Origin of the sequence: Aeromicrobium sp., assembly GCF_047606445.1 — a bacterium.
GTDB lineage: Bacteria > Actinomycetota > Actinomycetes > Propionibacteriales > Nocardioidaceae > Aeromicrobium.
Window position 1 is genome coordinate 1 of sequence record NZ_JASGEK010000064.1, and the last position, 16,211, is coordinate 16,211.

Annotated in this window: 11 protein-coding genes and 1 pseudogene; 5 read left to right on the forward strand and 7 right to left on the reverse strand. The window is 69.7% G+C overall.

Translation table 11 applies throughout. The annotated features are described in order from the left end of the window. Window positions 1-2,017: pseudogene (locus QM621_RS12310) on the reverse strand (hypothetical protein); the annotation flags it as partial. Window positions 2,018-2,130: 113 nt separating this feature from the next. Here QM621_RS12310 and QM621_RS12315 point away from each other — a divergent pair. Further along, complete coding sequence (locus QM621_RS12315; RefSeq protein ID WP_414990683.1) at window positions 2,131-2,514, forward strand: helix-turn-helix domain-containing protein; 384 nt, start codon at window positions 2,131-2,133, stop codon at window positions 2,512-2,514. Then, entirely contained in the window at window positions 2,511-3,095 is a 585-nt protein-coding gene (locus tag QM621_RS12320; protein WP_414990684.1) for a PIN domain-containing protein, read from the forward strand. Before QM621_RS12315 ends, QM621_RS12320 begins: the two co-directional genes overlap by 4 nt. A gap of 109 nt (window positions 3,096-3,204) precedes the next feature. Here QM621_RS12320 and QM621_RS12325 read toward each other — a convergent pair whose 3' ends face one another. The 4 genes from QM621_RS12325 to QM621_RS12340 form a co-directional block, all read right to left on the reverse strand. Next, a complete protein-coding gene (locus tag QM621_RS12325) occupies window positions 3,205-6,846 on the reverse strand; it encodes a hypothetical protein (protein WP_414990685.1) in 3,642 nt (1,213 codons plus the stop codon). Window positions 6,847-7,024: 178 nt separating this feature from the next. Further along, the gene (locus QM621_RS12330; RefSeq protein WP_414990686.1) at window positions 7,025-8,782 is read right to left on the reverse strand and encodes an Ig-like domain-containing protein; all 1,758 of its coding nucleotides are present in this window, start codon (window positions 8,780-8,782) and stop codon (window positions 7,025-7,027) included. A 76-nt stretch (window positions 8,783-8,858) separates the two neighbouring features. Then, a complete protein-coding gene (locus QM621_RS12335; protein ID WP_414990687.1) occupies window positions 8,859-10,586 on the reverse strand; it encodes an Ig-like domain-containing protein in 1,728 nt (575 codons plus the stop codon). 98 nt (window positions 10,587-10,684) lie between these two features. Further along, the gene (locus QM621_RS12340) at window positions 10,685-11,377 is read right to left on the reverse strand and encodes a ferritin-like fold-containing protein (RefSeq protein ID WP_414990688.1); all 693 of its coding nucleotides are present in this window, start codon (window positions 11,375-11,377) and stop codon (window positions 10,685-10,687) included. Between the two features lie 90 nt (window positions 11,378-11,467). Between QM621_RS12340 and QM621_RS12345 the strand changes: the two genes are divergently transcribed. Further along, on the forward strand, window positions 11,468-12,904 hold the full coding sequence (locus QM621_RS12345; protein ID WP_414990754.1) for a DEAD/DEAH box helicase: 1,437 nt from the start codon (window positions 11,468-11,470) through the stop codon (window positions 12,902-12,904). A 79-nt stretch (window positions 12,905-12,983) separates the two neighbouring features. Here the strand turns inward: QM621_RS12345 and QM621_RS12350 are convergent, their stop codons facing one another. Beyond that, window positions 12,984-13,745: a ParA family protein gene (locus QM621_RS12350; RefSeq protein WP_414990689.1), complete on the reverse strand. Its 762-nt coding sequence runs from the start codon at window positions 13,743-13,745 to the stop codon at window positions 12,984-12,986. Between the two features lie 59 nt (window positions 13,746-13,804). Between QM621_RS12350 and QM621_RS12355 the strand changes: the two genes are divergently transcribed. After that, window positions 13,805-14,563 carry an SDR family NAD(P)-dependent oxidoreductase gene (locus QM621_RS12355; RefSeq protein WP_414990690.1) on the forward strand — a complete coding sequence of 253 codons (759 nt, stop codon included), beginning with the start codon at window positions 13,805-13,807 and terminating at the stop codon, window positions 14,561-14,563. Continuing rightward, window positions 14,563-15,390: an alpha/beta fold hydrolase gene (locus QM621_RS12360; RefSeq protein WP_414990691.1), complete on the forward strand. Its 828-nt coding sequence runs from the start codon at window positions 14,563-14,565 to the stop codon at window positions 15,388-15,390. Before QM621_RS12355 ends, QM621_RS12360 begins: the two co-directional genes overlap by 1 nt. Here the strand turns inward: QM621_RS12360 and QM621_RS12365 are convergent. Then, window positions 15,380-16,210, reverse strand: coding sequence for a PHP domain-containing protein (locus QM621_RS12365; RefSeq protein ID WP_414990692.1), 831 nt, complete (start codon window positions 16,208-16,210; stop codon window positions 15,380-15,382). The genes QM621_RS12360 and QM621_RS12365 overlap by 11 nt on opposite strands. Between the last annotated feature and the right edge of the window lies 1 nt (window position 16,211).

Genomic DNA, 16,211 nt, shown 5'->3' on the forward strand with positions numbered 1-16,211 from the left:
ACACCCCCGACAGATCATCCACCACGACCGCCGGAGACGACGCCGTATACGCACCCGGACCCATATTCGTCCCCGTCACCGTATACGTCACCGACTCGCCATCAGCAGGCAGAGTCAAACGATCCGCCGACTTCTCCACCCGCAAACTCGGCACCTTAAAGGACGTCGAACCACAAGAGATACCCGTGTCCGGATCGAAACCCTCCTCATCACACGACGGCGTCTCCACATCCTCCGGATCCTCGCCCGGCGGCACCCCGAAAGCGATGTTCGCGCCCTCCCCGTCGCCGCCGACGTTCGTCACCGTCACCGAATACGTCAACTCGACCGACTCGCCAGCCGCCAACGGACCCGACCACGTCAGACGCGGCTCCGCATACGAGAACGAACCCGACTCAGGATCGGCCACCGCGTCGTCGTTATACGCGGCCACATCCAACACGCCCGACAGATCGTCCACCACCTGAGCCGGATCATCCTCGGTGAAATCGACCTCACCCGCATTCGTGGCCGTCACCGTGTACTCCACCGTGTCACCCACCGCTGCGGCGCCGTCGTTGTCGTCAGCCGACGACGACTTCTCCACCCGCAGGCAGTTGCCCGGAATCGTCAGCTCCGAAGCGGCATGATCGGCGGGAACGTAGGTCCAGTCGTCGATATACCGTTCATTGCCCCACGGACCCCACGAGTTACCGCCGTAGGTCCAGCCATGTGCGCCGTCGGTGCTGTCGACGCCGGCGGTGCCGTCGGCGGTGTCCGGTGACAAGATCGACTTTGCCGCCGTGTGCGCAGCGAGATCGGTATCGTCCCAATAGATTGTCGGATCCGGGCTGTCCGGGCCATTCTGTCGAATGATCTCGATACCCGCTCGGCCCTCGACGTCGGCTTGGACGACGTGGACCTCGCCGATCCGGTCGAAGTAGACGCGGGCGTTCATCTCGGTGCAGGCCCCGATGGCGTTGCCCTCGCCGTCGAGGCCGTCGAAGGCGTACTCGATCGGCTCGCCTGCGGCGCCGACGCGGATCGACCGGTCGACCGAGTCGTCGTAGTCGCCGTCGTCGTTGACGTCGATCTGCAGCAGATGCCCGCCGAAGAAGTCATCGCCGAGGTCATAGGCGAACGTGCCCGCAGACGTCGTAGCGCTGGTGGGCTGGAACGCGAAACCATCGGCTGTCAGGGTCGTCGGGTCCACCGGATCGGGCTTGATGACCTGGGTTCCGGCGGCTCCGTCGACCCAGATCGGCGCCGTCACCGGCAAGTCGGCCGCCGGTTGTTCGAAGAACAGCCGGTACGGATCGGCGCAGCTCATGTCGAGGGCGGCGTCGGTTTGCTCCTTGGATTTATAGGACGGCGTGCATTCCAATCCATCCGAGGTGCCTGCAGGCAGGCCCATGGAGTTGGCGACGATCTTGGAGTTGATGCCGTTGTAGTTGAGCAAGCGCAGCGAGTACTGGTACCCGGTGTCGTTGAGCATCCAGAAGTTGACGGCGCGGGCAGAACTCTGGTCGATGTTGTAGGTCTCCACCCAGACGCGGCCGGTGATCTCGCTGACCCCGGTGGGGAGCGCGACGTTCTGCGGATTGCCTGTGAAGGAACCCGGGTTGCCGTCCCAGACGGTGAAGGCCCAGTAGTAGATCTCAGTCGGTTCGGAGACGGTCCAGACGCCCGCCTCACCGGCGCCGACCTGACGCACGGCCGACATCGACGTGGAGTTAGACGCCGCAGTCTCGGTCTCGCCGTTCGGCTTGGTCAGCGTGACCGCACTTCCACCACCGCCCCAGAACTGGATGTACTCCCCCTCCTCCACATACGCGTAGAAGGTGATGCCCCCATCGATCTGGTACCCCCCCCCCGTAGGTTTGCGGCGTGATATTGGTCCAGATCCCGGCGGCGTTGGCACCGGTGGCACCGAGACCGCCGAAGGCGGCAAGCGTCGCCAGGGCGAGCACGACGACATGTCGCACGAGGCCGAACACACGATGGGGCATGGGGAAAGTCCTTCGATCAGGGCGCACACTCAGACGGATGTCCCAAGACACCGCCACGGCAATGGTAACCCGGCCCGGCCTGCTCACGCCTCGCGCGCCTACACTGGCAGCGGTTGCATGCGACGGGGTGCCGGGAGGCGAGATGAGCACTGCACTTGTCGAGGACGTCGAGGTCCTGCGCTCGGGCTTGGCCAGTGACCAGCCCGAGATCGAGGTGACCCTTCGGCTCCCCCGTGACAGCGCCAAGAAGGTGCTCGACCTGCTGGACGCCGAGCAGACGGTCGGCGCGCTGGTCATCCCCGCCACGCAGGAGTTCGCCCCCGCCGAGGCGGCGAAGATCCTCGGCATGTCGCGTCCGACGCTGATGCGCCTCATGGCCGTCGGGCGGATCAGGTCCCGCAAGGCAGGCAAACACCACCGCATCCCCGCTGCGGCGATTCAGGAGTTCCGCGAGCGGCAGCGCGAGGAAGGCGATCCGATGGCCGTGGTGGCCGCGCTCGCCAACCAGCACGGGAACGTCGATTGACGATCTCGGTCACCCTCGCCGACGCGAACATCCTGATCTCCCGAACCCTCCGCGACTACTTCGTGTACGCCGCGAGCGTCGGAGCGATCCAGATCCACTGGAGCGACTCGATCCTCGACGAGACCGCCCGCAACCTGATCGCCAAGTACGGCTTCTCGACCCAAGACGCCGCCGTGCTCGTCGCCCTTCTGGGCCAGTTCCTCCCACACGCGCTCGTCGAGACGGCCGAACGCGACCTCGCGACGGCGGAGAAGGTCGCGATGAGTCCGAACGACCGGCACGTCCTCGCCGCCGCGCTGTCTGCTCAGGCCGACCTACTGCTGACCGACAACATCCGCCACTTCCCCCGAGGCTGGATGGCCGAACACGGCATCGAGCTGGTCGACTCGGCGACCCTGCTCGCGCGCATCGCCCGCGAGCAGCCCGACCGGTTGCGCACGGCCCATCGACTGACCGTGGACCGCTCTCCCAAGTCCGAGGAGGAGATCCTCACGACGTTGGAGCGGGCCATCGGCGCCGAGGCGGCGGCGGTCGTCCGCGCCGTCGTCGAGCCGGAGGCCCAGGGCGAGTCGGTCGACTGAACCGACTCCGGTCGTCCGGTGGGTTTCGGGCAGATCGCGCAGGGCTGACAGAGAACACCGAGAGGCCCTCCCCCGGGTGGGGGAGGGCCTCTCGCCCGTCAGCCGCGGGTCAGCCGTGGCGGCGCTGACGGCGGACCAGCAGACCGCCCACGCCGACCGTCACCACCGCGAGGAGCAGCAGGCCCGCCGACGCGCCAGCGCCCGTCCGCGGCAACAGGGCCGCCACCGGCGACTCGGCCTCCTCGGCCACCGTATGCACCGTGCACGCCACATACGGGGCCATCACACAACCACCCGACGGGACCTCCTCCTCCGGACCCAGCACCCAGTTCCCCAGCACGCCGTCGCCCAGATCCGCACGCGCCCTCACCGTCGCCGCATACGACACCACGTCCCCCTCGCCGGCCTCCAACACGCCCGTCACCGGCAGACGCGACCCCGACAACGGACCCGCCGCCAACAGGCCCTCCGCCGAAGACGGACCCGACGTCAGATCCGCGTCGTCCAACACGCCCGACAGATCGTCCACCCGGTCCACCTCGTACGGGCCCGTGCCCACGTTCTCGAACGCCAACATGTACGACACCACGTCCCCCGGCAGCACCTCCGTCCCCGACTCCGGATCCGCGGCCTTCACCACCGACAACTCGCCCACCAGATGGCCCGTGCAGGACGTGTCGCCCTCCACGCACTCCGCCGGCGGCTCCTCCCCGGCCGCGACCAGGAAGTTCGCCAGCACGTTGTCCCCGTGGAAGCCGTCCGGGTTCACCGTCACCGCATACGCGACCGTCTCCGTCGTGCCCGCCGGCACCGAACCCGTCACCCCCAGCACCGAACCCTCCAGCACCGGATACAACACCTCACTAGCCGTCGACGGCCCGTCCGTCAACGACGCGTCGTCCAACACGCCCGACAGATCGTCCACATGGTCCACCTGCGCGACGCCCGTCCCCGCGTTCTCGAACGACAGCGTGTACGACAGCACGTCGCCGGACTGCACCGAGACGCCCGACGCGGGATCGGTGCTCTTCGACACCACCAGCCGCGGCATGAAATGGACCGTGCAGTCCTCCGACCCCGGCACGCACGCGTCCAGACCCACACCCGTCGGCGGCTCCTCGCCCGTCGGCAGCAGGAAGTTCGCCAGAACATGGTCGCCCTGCTCGTCGAACGGCAGCACCGTCGCCGTGTACGTCACCGTCACCACCGTCCCCGGCGCGACCGCGCCCGTGATCTGGAACCCGTCACCCGTGTCCGTCACCGTCAACGACTCATCAGACGCCTCCGCCGACGACACCGTCGCGTCGTCGGACAGGCCCGTCGTCGTGTCCGTGTAATCCACCGCAGCGTCCGCCTGACCGTTGTTCGCGAACGTCAACGTGTACGTCAACACGTCCCCCGCGGCCACACCCGTGCCCGACGGCGCGTCCGCGGTCTTCTGCACCGACAAGTCCGAACCCGGCAACGTGTTCACATCGCACGGCACGCCCGTCGCCTCGTCGAAACCGTCGTCCGTCCGCGGATCGCACGCAGGCGTCGGATCATCGGCATCGGACGGACCGAACGCCACGTTCACCAACGACGCGTCACCCGCGCCCTCGTCATACGTCAACGTGTACGTGATCACCACCACCTCGCCCGCGGCCAACGGCCCCGACCACACGATCCGGTCCCCGTCGACCGTCGGCGTATCACCCGTCGACGCCGACAACGAACCCTCGTCCAACACCGCGTCGTCCAACACCCCCGACAGATCATCCACCACGACCGCCGGAGACGACGCCGTATACGCACCCGGACCCATATTCGTCCCCGTCACCGTATACGTCACCGACTCGCCATCAGCAGGAAGAGTCAAACGATCCGCCGACTTCTCCACCCGCAAACTCGGCACCCGGAACGAACTCACGCCGCAGAACAGACCCACGTCCGTGTCGAACTCGCCGTCGTCACACGACGGCGTCTCATAGTCGTCGGGGTCGTCGCCCTCGGGGACGGCGAACACGATATTCGTGCCCGCACCGTCGCCGCCATTAGCCGTCACCGTGACCGAATACGTCAACACCACCGACTCGCCAGCCGCCAACGGACCCGACCACGTCAGACGCGGCTCCGAATAGCTGACCGTCCCGACAGCCGGATCGGCCACCGCGTCGTCGTTATACGCGGCCACATCCAACACGCCCGACAGATCGTCCACCACCTGAGCCGGATTGTCCTCGGTGAAATCGACGTCGCCGGTGTTCTCGACAGTCACCTCGTACTCGACCACATCGCCCACCTCCGCCGAGCCGTCGTTGTCGTCAGCCGACGACGACTTCTCGACGCGGACCGAACAGTCGGGGGCGAAGCTCGCCTGCTCGGCGATCTCGACGTCGGAGTACGACCAGCGGTCGAGCGCACGCCCGTTGCCCCAGGGCCCGCCGTTGCTAGTGCCGCCGTTGTTCCAACGGGAGGTGCCGTTGCTGCTGTCGGTGCCGGCGAGCGAGGACAGCGAGGGAGTGACCGTGGTATTGCGCGTGCCCGTCAGCTTGGAGTCGTCCCAGTAGAGCTTGTTCTCCCCCGGCTCGCTGCCGACCAGCTGGTTCACGATCATGCCGCCGGCCAGGCCCTCGACGTCGGCGAGCACCACGTGGAACTCGTCGGTGTGTTGAATCCGGACCTCGGCGCCGATGTCCTGGCAGAAGTCGACGGCGTTGCCCTCGCCGTCGATGCCGTTCCAGTTGTAGGTCGCCGTGCCCGACGAGCCGGAGACATCCGCCGCCACGTCGACGTCGTCGTCGAAACTGCCGTTGCCGTCGGTGTCGAGGCGCAGCTCGTAGGTGCCGGTGAACCGCTCGAGGGTCCAGCTGAACTCCCCGGCCCGGCTGGCCCCGGTGGTGGAGTCATAGGCGATATCGGTCACCGCAGGCGGCGCGTAGTCGGGCAGGACGGACATGGTCGTGGTCGAGCCGTCGCTGCCCGGCACGCCCGCCGTCGCCGAGGCAGGCAAGTCGCTGGCGGGCTGCTCAAAGAACAGCCAGTAGGGGTCGCCGCACAGCTCGGGATCGGCCTGTTGGTAGCGGGCCGTGTTGCTGCCGAGGGTGTCGGTGCTGCTGTAGCTGGGCTTGCAGGTGCCGGACCCGACGATGCCGAAGGCGCTGGCGTCGATATTCCAGCCGTTGCCGACGAAGGTGCGCAGCCCCATCTGCCACACGGCGCCGAACTCGGTGACGGCCCAGAAGTCGAAGTCGCGGCTGCCGTCGGCCGTCGTGGAGTCGTAGGCGATGTAGGCGTCGGTCCACACGCGACCGGAGATCTCCGCGTCGCTGGCGTCGTGCACCTCGATGTCCCAGCGGAAGTAGCCGTTCACGGCCGGCTTGAGGAAGGTGTCCGGGACGTAGCCTGACCCCTCGCGCGGGATCTCCTCCAGCGTCCACACGCCCTCGCCGGTCAGGTCGGTTCCCGAACAGGTCACCGTGTTGAGCGCGTCGGAAGTGACCACCGAGCAGGTCTGCGCCGTCGTGCCGTCGGGAGCGGTGACCCGGATGTCGATGGAGCCGGTGGGCGCACTGTTGCCGGTGCGCTGCCAGGCGAAGTCGAGCGTCTCCCCCGGACCCACATAGGCGTAGTAGGTGCTGCCGCCGATCGACCGCGAACCGTCCGGATTGGTGACGGCGGTCGCCGGGGAGACCGGCCAGAGGAGGACGGCCAGCAGCGACAGGAGCGTCGCGGCGATCGCTGGGCGTTGCGACAGGGGGCGTCGTGACATCGGAAGGAACTCCTCGACTAGGACAGGGCAGCCCTCCCCACGCTACGGCGTCACCCCCCCCCCGGTCAAATCCATATCGCCCGATCCCGCCCGGAATCCCGCCCCTTCCGGCCGTCCGGAACGACGACGTGGCCGCCTCCCCAGAGGGAAGCGGCCACGCGCGGGGTTCAGACCCGCGTCACGGCGTCAGACGGCGGCGGTGGCGCAGCACGACCGCGGCGAGGCCGCCTGCGACGGCGGCGAACATGAGCAGCGCGACGGCCGCCGCGCTGCCGGTCGCCGGCAGCAGCGCCGCCAGCGGACTGTCCGCCTCGTCCGCCTCGTCCGCCGGAGCCACGATCTCGGCGACCAGCTGCGCCGAGAACAGGCCGCCGTCGGCCGCCTCGACCACGTACCAGACCGGCGGCGTCTCGCCGGTGAAGCCGTCGGCCGGGGTGAACACGACGGTGTCGCCGACGACCGTCCACACGCCGACCCCCGGCACGCTCAGCTCGGTGACCTGCTGGCCCGTGGCCGGGTCGATCAGGCGCAGCGTGCCCGACACCGCGCCGCCGGGGATGTCGTCGTTGTCGAGCGGGGTGAAGGTGACCGGCTCGCCGGGCGTGCCGGTGGCCGTGTCGTCGGTCGCCTGGCCGGCGACGGTCACCGTGAGCTCGGCCGAGTACGGGACGCCGTCCTCGTCCTCGACCACGTACGCGACCGGCGGGACGACCCCGTCGAAGCCGTCCTCCGGCGTGAAGACGATCTGGCCGTCCACCACGGTGAACACGCCGACGCCGGGCAGCTCCAGCTCGTCGACCAGCTCGCCGGTGTCCGGGTCCACCAGCGACAGCGTGTCCGGGTCGAGGTTCGCGACGCCGTCGTTGTCGAGCACGTCGACGGTGACCGGCGTGCCGGGCGGCGCGGTCGCGGCGTCGTCGACGACCGCCGTGGTGAGGTTCGGTGTGAAGGTCGCCTCGCCGTAGGCCTCGTCGGGAACGGTGGAGCCCCACAGCGAGGCGTCGTCGTTGGCCACGCGGTAGCGGATCGCCGCGTCCGCCGCCGTGCCCGTGTAGTCGGGGTCGGGCGTGAACGTCAGCACTCCGTCGGCGACCGCGTAGACGCCGGCGTCCGTCGTGACCGGACCGGCCACCCAGGCGCTGCCGTCCCACAACTGCACGGTCGACGGCGTGATCTCGGGCTCGGTCTCCGTCGTCTCGACCTCGTCGTCGTCGTTGGCGAGCAGGTCGACGGTGATCGGCGTGCTGCTGCCGCGGACCACGGTCGTGCTGTCGTCGTTCGCCTTCGGCGGGCAGAGGAGGCGGTAGGTCGCCTCGAAGCCGGACAGCGTCCACGACTTCACGCCGTTGTGGTTCGTCTCGACCGTGGCGAGCACCCGCACTCCGTCGTCCGCGAACTGGCTCGCCGGGACCTGCGCGTGGATGAGCAGATCCTGGTCGCCCCCTGCGGGGAAGTTCGTGCTCAGGCCGACCTCCGTCTCGCCGCTGATGCCGGGGAGCACCGAGCTGTAGGTGGCGTCCGTGAAGCTGAACTGCCCCGAGTAGCCCGCGCCCGCCGCCGGGCCGTTGTTCTTGAAGTTCGCCTCGGCCCGCAGCTGCACGACGCCGTCGTCCAGACACTCCGAAGGACCCGACATCGCCGCCGAGATCACCGAGTAGTAGTTCCCGCCGGCGGTCGTCTCCGGGATCACCACGCTGCCGCCGTCCCAGAAGGCCTGTCGTTCGGCCTCGGTGGGCGCCGACTGGCCGTTGCTGCCGACCCAGTGGTGGTTCGACGTGAGGACGGTCGGCGACGCCGAGTCCGGATCCTCCGTGGTGTCGGTGGCGCCGGCTCCGCCGTCGGTGTACGCCTGGGCCGGCGCCGTGGCCGCTCCCACGGACAGCAGCCCCACGACCAGCGCCGAGACCGGCACGAGTGCGAATCGTTGAATCCTCATCGGGCCAGCGTAGGGGCACCGCACCCCGACGACAAAATCCCCGTCGCCGGACACGACGGCATAGCGGCGAGACGCGCTAAACGCCACCGCCGAGACGACGGCGGTGGCGCAGCACCACGACGCCCAGCGACAGCGCGATCGACGCCAGCAAGGCCGTCGAGATCGCCGCACTGGCACCGGCGTTCGGCAGATCGCCGCCGAAGGCGGCCGGCTGACCGGCGATCAGCGCCGGCATGCCCGGCGCCGGCAAGACCTCCGCCGCGATCTCCGCGGAGTACCAGGCGCCCGCGGCGTCCTGCACCACATAGCGCAGCGGCGTCACCGATCCGACCTGCGCCTGCGCCAGGACGAAGCTGACCTGCCCCGTGTCCGGATCCACCGATCCCGTCCCCTCCGCCAGCGACAACTCCTCGACCGCCTGACCGGTCTCCGCGTCCCACAGGCGCAGCTTCGTCACGTCGAGATCGCTCACCGGGTCGTTCGCCAGGGGATCGACCGTCATCGACTCGTCGCCGAGAGGGGCGCTCACCTCGTCGTCGGCCACCGGAGCCGCGACGACGACCGACACGACCGCCGTATAGGAGACGCCGCCCTGGTCGTCGACCGCATAGGAGACCGGCGTCGCGGCGCCCGCGAAATCCTCCGCGGGCGTGAACGTCAGCACTCCGTCGCCCACGGTCCACACCCCGTCGTCGCCGGTCGAACGGTCCACCCGGTTCCCACCGTCGTCCAGCAGGCTCAAGGTCCGCCGGCTCGCCTCGTCGATACCGTCGTTGGCGAGGACGTCGAGCGTCAACGCCTGTCCGGGCATGGCGATCGCCGTGTCCGCCTCGGCGTCCCGCGCCGTCGAGAAAGCGATCATCGCGGTGCTGTACGCGCTCTCCGGGAAATCCTTGCGCGCCTGTGCGGACATGTCCGTGTTCGTCACGCGGTACTTGACCGGCACCGTGACCGTGTCCCCGAAGCCTTCAGACGGCGTGAAGAGCACCTTTCCGCCGTCGACCTCGTACTCGCCGTCGGCGGTCGTCAACGCGGTCGTCCAACGGCTGGCCGACGGGTTGTACAACCCGACGCTCTCAGGATCGAGCTCGACGCCACCCGACGCCTCCCCCGTCTCGGCGGCGTCGTTGGCCAACGGGTCGATGGTGTACAGCTCGTCGCCCGACAGCGTGGGCTTGTCGTCGACCGTGGCCGGCGGGCACATCCAGGAATAGTCCAGCGAGAAGTCCGACAGATCCCACGAGATCGCGTCGTCGGCGTCGTTCGTCTCGCCGACGACCACCACCACGATCTCGTCCGCGGCGATCTCCTCCGCCGAGACCGTGGTCGACGCCTCGAGGCCGAACGGCTCGTCCACGGCGCTCGTGTCCTCGCGCATGCGATGCTCGGCGCCGCGCTCGAGGTCGTCCTTGTGGCCGATGGCCAGACGCCCCACGTATCCGTGGCCGTCGCCGCCGCGCTTGACGACCGTGGTGCGGGCCGTGAGGGTCACCACGCCCGTCGTACACGGGGGAGGCGTCGGCAGATCGACCTCGCCGGTCAGCGTCCGGTACGTCGGTCCGCTGGTGTCGGCGGCCAGCTGGAAATCTTCTCCGGCCCAGAAGTCTTGACTCGTGCGGCCGTTCGAGTCGGGGACGACCGCCCCGACATGATCGGCGTCAAGGGAGTCCGAGGCCGACGACGTGACGTCCTCGACGCTCGCCCGACCGGTGCTCGCCGCCTCGGCTGAGACGTTCAGCGCCGCCACCACCGCACCGCCGACGACGAGAGCCAGCACGGGAACACCTGCATACTTTGAGACCACAGCGGCATCCTCCCCTGAGAAGAGACTCCGAGTCCACCCATGCGGCTGCGGCCGTCGCCGTTCTCACGATCTTCTTTGACTGCCCGCCCCGCCGCGCCTCAGCTCGCCAGGCCCAGGCGGTCCATGCGGGCGGCGTGCGCCTCGGTCAGACGGGTGAACATGCGGCCGATGGCCGCGAGGTCCATGCCGGGCGAGTGGTCGCCGCCGACCAGCAGCGCGCTCAGCTCGTCGCGCTCGGCCACCACCATCTGCGCCTGGCTGAGCGCCTCGCCCATCAGCCGCCGGCCCCACAGCGCCAGCCGTCCGCCGACCGTGTGGTCCTCGGCGATGGCGTCGCGCACCGCGTCGACCACGAACTCGCTCGACCCGGTGCCGCTGAGCGCGTCGAGCACCAGCTGCCGGGTGTCGGCGTCGAGGAAGGCCGCGATCTCCCGGTAGAAGTCGGCCGCCAAACCGTCGAACACATAAGCCTTGACCAGGCCCTCCAGCCAGTCGGCCGGCCTCGTCTTGAGATGGAAGGCGTCGAAGGTCGCCGCGTACGGCTTCATGCGCTCGTACGGGTCCTCGCCCAGCGCCACCAGACGGTCGTGCAACAGCTCGAAATGGCTGAACTCCGACGTCAGCATGCGGGTGATCTCGACCTTGGTGCGCAGGCTCGGCGCGATGGTGGCGTCCTCGGCCAGCCGCTCGCAGGCGCTGATCTCGCCATAGCCCAGCAGACCGAGCAGTTCCACCACCCCGTTGCGGTAGTCGGGATCGTCGAAAGCGGGGTTCTGCGCGGCGTCACTCATGATGAGGGCAGCGTAACGCGCCGGACGTCCAGCTCGCGCGGTAGAATCGCTGCGGAATACCAGATCTGTCAGAAGAATTAGAGAAGACCCCTGACCACTTTCACCGACTTGGGCGTGTCGCCCGAGATCGCCGACGCCCTCAGCGCGGTCGGCATCACCGAACCGTTCCCCATCCAAGAGATGACGCTCCAGGTGGCCCTCGCCGGCACCGACCTCATCGGTCAGGCCCGCACCGGCACCGGCAAGACCCTCGCGTTCTCCATCCCCGTCATCCAGCGCGTCGTCGCGCCTGGCGACGAGGGCTACGACCAGTTGGCCGCCCCCGGCAAGCCGCAGGCGCTCATCGTCGCGCCGACGCGCGAGCTCGCGATCCAGGTCGCCGGCGACGTCGAGCTGGCCTCGAAGAACCGCGGCACCCGCAACCTCACGATCTACGGCGGCGTCCCCTACGAGCCGCAGTTGGACGCGCTGGAGTCCGGCGTCGACATCGTCGTCGGCACGCCCGGCCGCATCCTCGACCTCGCCAACCGTCGTGCGCTCGACCTGTCGCACGTGCAGGCGCTCGTGCTCGACGAGGCCGACGAGATGCTCGACCTCGGCTTCCTGCCCGACGTCGAGGCGATCCTCGCCAAGACCCCGGCGTCGCGCCAGACCATGCTGTTCAGCGCGACCATGCCCGGCGCGATCGTGTCGCTGGCGCGATCGCACATGACGCAGCCGATGAACATCCGCGCCGAGAGCGCCGAGTCGAACCAGACCGTGCCGAACACGACGCAGTTCGTCTGGCAGGCCCACGACCTCGACAAGCCCGAGATCGTCGCCCGCGTGCTCCAGGCCGACGAGGTCCAGCAGATCATCGTGTTCACCCGCACGAAGCGTCAGGCGCAGCGACTGGCCGACGACCTGATCGACCGCGGCTTCCCGGCCGCGCCGCTGCACGGCGACATGGCGCAGGGGTCGCGCGAGAAGGCGCTGCAACGCTTCCGCGACGGCAAGGTGACCACGCTGGTGGCCACCGACGTCGCGGCGCGCGGCATCGACGTCGACAACGTCAGCCACGTCGTCAACTACACCTGCCCCGAGGACGACAAGACCTACGTGCACCGCATCGGCCGCACCGGCCGCGCCGGCCGCACGGGCACGGCGATCACCTTCGTCGACTGGGCCGACGTCCAGCGCTGGAAGCTCATCAACAAGGCGTTGGAGCTGGACTTCGACGAGCCCGAGGAGACGTACTCGTCCTCGGAGCACCTGTTCGCCGAGCTGAACATCCCGCGCGAGGCGAAGGGTCGCTTGAAGCCCGCCGCCCCGCGTGAGAAGAAGCCGGCCGAGGCGAAGTCGGGCGGTCGTTCCGGCGGCGGTCGCGGCGGTCAGAACCGTGGCGGCCAGGGCGGTCAGCGCGGTCCGCAGCAGAAGTCGCAGGCCTCCGGCGAGGGCTCGACCTCGACCGGCGCCCCGCGCAAGCGTCGCCGCCGTACCCGCACCCGCGGCGGCTCCCCCGTCCAGAGCGAGTCCACCGCCTCCTGACGGGTACCGTTCTTCCCAGATTTGCGCCAAGTTCAACCGTTTCCCTCATCGGATTCGGTTGAACTTGGCGCAAATCTCGTTAGGAAGGTGACCCGTCGAGGAGTTGGGCGGCGACAGCGCGGTAGGCCTCGGCGCCCTTGTGCTTGGCCTGGGTGCCGAGGATCGAACGGCCGATGGCGGGAGCCTCTGCGAAGCGGATCGACTTCGGGATGGCCGGCTCGATGATCGGCAGCTCATAGGTCGAGCTGATCGCGTCGACCACCGCGCGGGCGTGGTTCGTGCGGCCGTCGAACATCGTCGGCAGGACGCCCCACACCGTGAGGTCGGAGTTGATGAACTGCTGCACGTCGCCGACCGTCTCCAACAGCTGGCCGACGCCGCGGTGCGCGAGCGTCTCGGCCTGCAGCGGGATCAGCACCTTGTCCGACGCCGACAGCGCGCCGACGGTCAGCACGCCGAGCGTCGGCGGGCAGTCGAGCAGGATGAAGTCGTAGTCGCCGGCGACCTTGTCGAGCGCGACCCGCAGCCGCTGCTCGCGGCCGGTGCGGCTGACCAGCCCCTCCTCGGCCTGCGTGACCGTGATGTTCGACGGAAGCAGGTGGATGCCGTCGTCGGTGACCACGATGGCCTCCTCGGCCTTGCGGGTGCCGAGCAGCACCTCGCCGACGGTGATCTCCAGGTCCTCGGGGTCGATGCCGAGCGAGAAGGTCAGGCCGCCCTGCGGGTCGAGGTCGACGAGCAGCACCCGCTGCCCCTTCTCCACCAGCGCCGCGCCGATCGAGGCCGTCGTGGTCGTCTTGCCGACGCCACCCTTCTGGTTCACCACGCTGATCGTCGTCACGCCGCACATTGTGCCACTGCCCGCCCGGGACGCCAGGGTTGATGCGCCATAGTGGGGCCATGTCCTCACGCGCCCTCGTGACCGGAGCCACCGCTGGCATCGGCACGTCCTTCGTCCACGCCCTCGCCGCCCGCGGCGCCGACCTCGTGCTCGTCGCCCGCGACACCGCCCGTCTGGAGTCCGTCGCCGCCGAGCTGCGCGAGCGGCACGGGGTCGAGGCCGACGTGCTGCCGGCCGATCTGACCGTCGAGGCCGACGTCGCCCGCGTGGCCGAGGCGGTGGCGAGCCAGGACCGCCCCGTCGACCTACTGGTCAACAACGCGGGCGCGTCGCTGGCGGGCTGGTTCGGCACGACCGAGATCGCCGACGAGGACCGTCAGCTCGACCTGCTGGTGCGCGCGCCGATGCATCTGATGGACGCCGCGCTGAAGGCGATGGGCGAGCGCGGACGCGGCGCCGTGGTCAACGTGACGAGCGTGGCCGCCTTCACTCCGCGCGGCGCCTACTCGGCGCACAAGGCGTGGCTGACGAATCTGTCGCAGTGGGCCGACTGGCAGTACGCCTCCCAGGGCGTCCGGGTCATGGCGCTGGCGCCGGGCTTCACCCGCACCGAGTTCCACCAGCGCGGCGAGATGGACGTCTCCGGGGTGCCCGGCTGGATGTGGCTCGACGCCGACCGCCTCGTCGCCGAGGCGCTGCGCGACCTCGAGCGCGGCAAGTCGCTGTCGATCCCGAGCAAGCGCTACAAGGTGCTCGCGACCCTCGCCCGGCACGCGCCGACGGCCCTCGTCGCCCGGGCGGCGAAGCGGGGCCGCTGATGAGCACGCCCCGCACGCTCGTCGTCCCCGAGGGCGTCGAGGCGACGCGGATCGAGACGCCGCGCGGCTCCTTCGCCGTCCACCGCGCCCGCCCCGAGGCCGCGCAGCGCGGCCGCCTGCTGCTGATCCCCGGCTGGACCGGCAGCAAAGAGGACTTCACGCAGCTCCTCCCCCACCTGGCCGCCGCCGGCTTCGACGCGACCGCCTACGACCAGCGCGGCCAGTTCGAGACGCCCGCCGCCGATGACGACGACTTCTCGCTGTCAGGTCTGGCCGCCGACGCCGCGTCGATCGCCGACGCGCTGAGTGAGCGCGTCCACCTGCTCGGCCACTCCTTCGGCGGCCTCGTCGCGCAGACCGCCACCGTCGAGCACACCGACCAGTGGGCGAGCCTCAGCCTGCTCTGCACCGGTCCCGGCGGCCACGGCGAGGCCGACTTCGCCCGGCTGAACACGATGGTCGAGGCGCTCGACACGACGCCGATGATCGAGGTCTGCCGCAGACGCACGAAGAACGCGAAGAACCCGCCGGAGATCCAAGACTTCGTCGAGCGCAAGTACGTGGGCACGTCAGCCGCGTCGCTGCGCGCCATGACCCTGCACCTGATGCACGCCCCCGACCGCGTCGACGAGGTCGCGGCGACCGGCCTGCCCGTGTGGGTCGGCTACGGCGAGCACGACAATGCCTGGCCCATCCCGACGCAGGACGCGATGGCCGCCCGCCTCGGCGCCGCCCCGGTCATGCTCCCCGGCCTCGCCCACTCCCCCGCCGTCGAAGGGCCTGAGGCGCTCGCCGCCGCCTGGCTGGAGTTCTTGCTCAGTCGGTGAGGAGCCGCGCCAACTGCTCGGGGTCGGTGAGGTTGGCGCCGAGGCGGAAGGCCGCACTCTTGCCCGTGCCGTGGTAGTCGCTGGAGCCGGTGACGACCAGGTCGAGGTCGGCGGCGACGGCGCGCAGCCCGCGGCGGGCGCGCTCGTCGTGGTCGTTGTGGTCGACCTCGATCCCGTCGAGCCCCGCCTCGGCGAGCGTCGCGAAGACCTCCGGGGTCAGCACCCGCGCGCTGCCACGCGACCACGGGTGCGCCACCACCGCCTTGCCTCCGGCGGCCTTGAGCAGCCGGACCGCCTCGACGAGCGGCGCGGCGTAGCGGTCGACGTAGGCCTTGCCGTCCTGGTCGAGCCAGCCCGCGAAGGCCTCGTCACGGCTCGCGACGTACCCCTTCGCCACCATGGCGTCGGCGATGTGCGGACGGCCCGAGGCGACGGCCGTGCCACGGAACTCGGCCACGTCCTCCTCGGTGATGTGGACCCCGTGCTCGGCCAGCTTGGCGAGCATCGCCGGAAGACGGCTGTCGCGCCCGCCGAGCACCCGGTCGAGCTCGGCCAGCAGCGCCGCGTCGGACGGGTCGAACTCGTAGCCGAGCAGGTGGACGCTCTCGCCGTCGTAGCGCGTGGAGATCTCGATGCCCTTGACCAGGCGGATACCCGCCTGATCGGCGGCGGCCTGCGCCTCGTCCCAACCGGTCGTGGCGTCGTGGTCGGTGAGCGCGACGATGTCGAGCCGCGCGACCTCCGCGGCGTTGCGCACCAGCTGCGCGGGCGTGTCGGTGCCGTCGGACCGGTTCGAGTGGGTGTGGAGGTCGATGCGCATG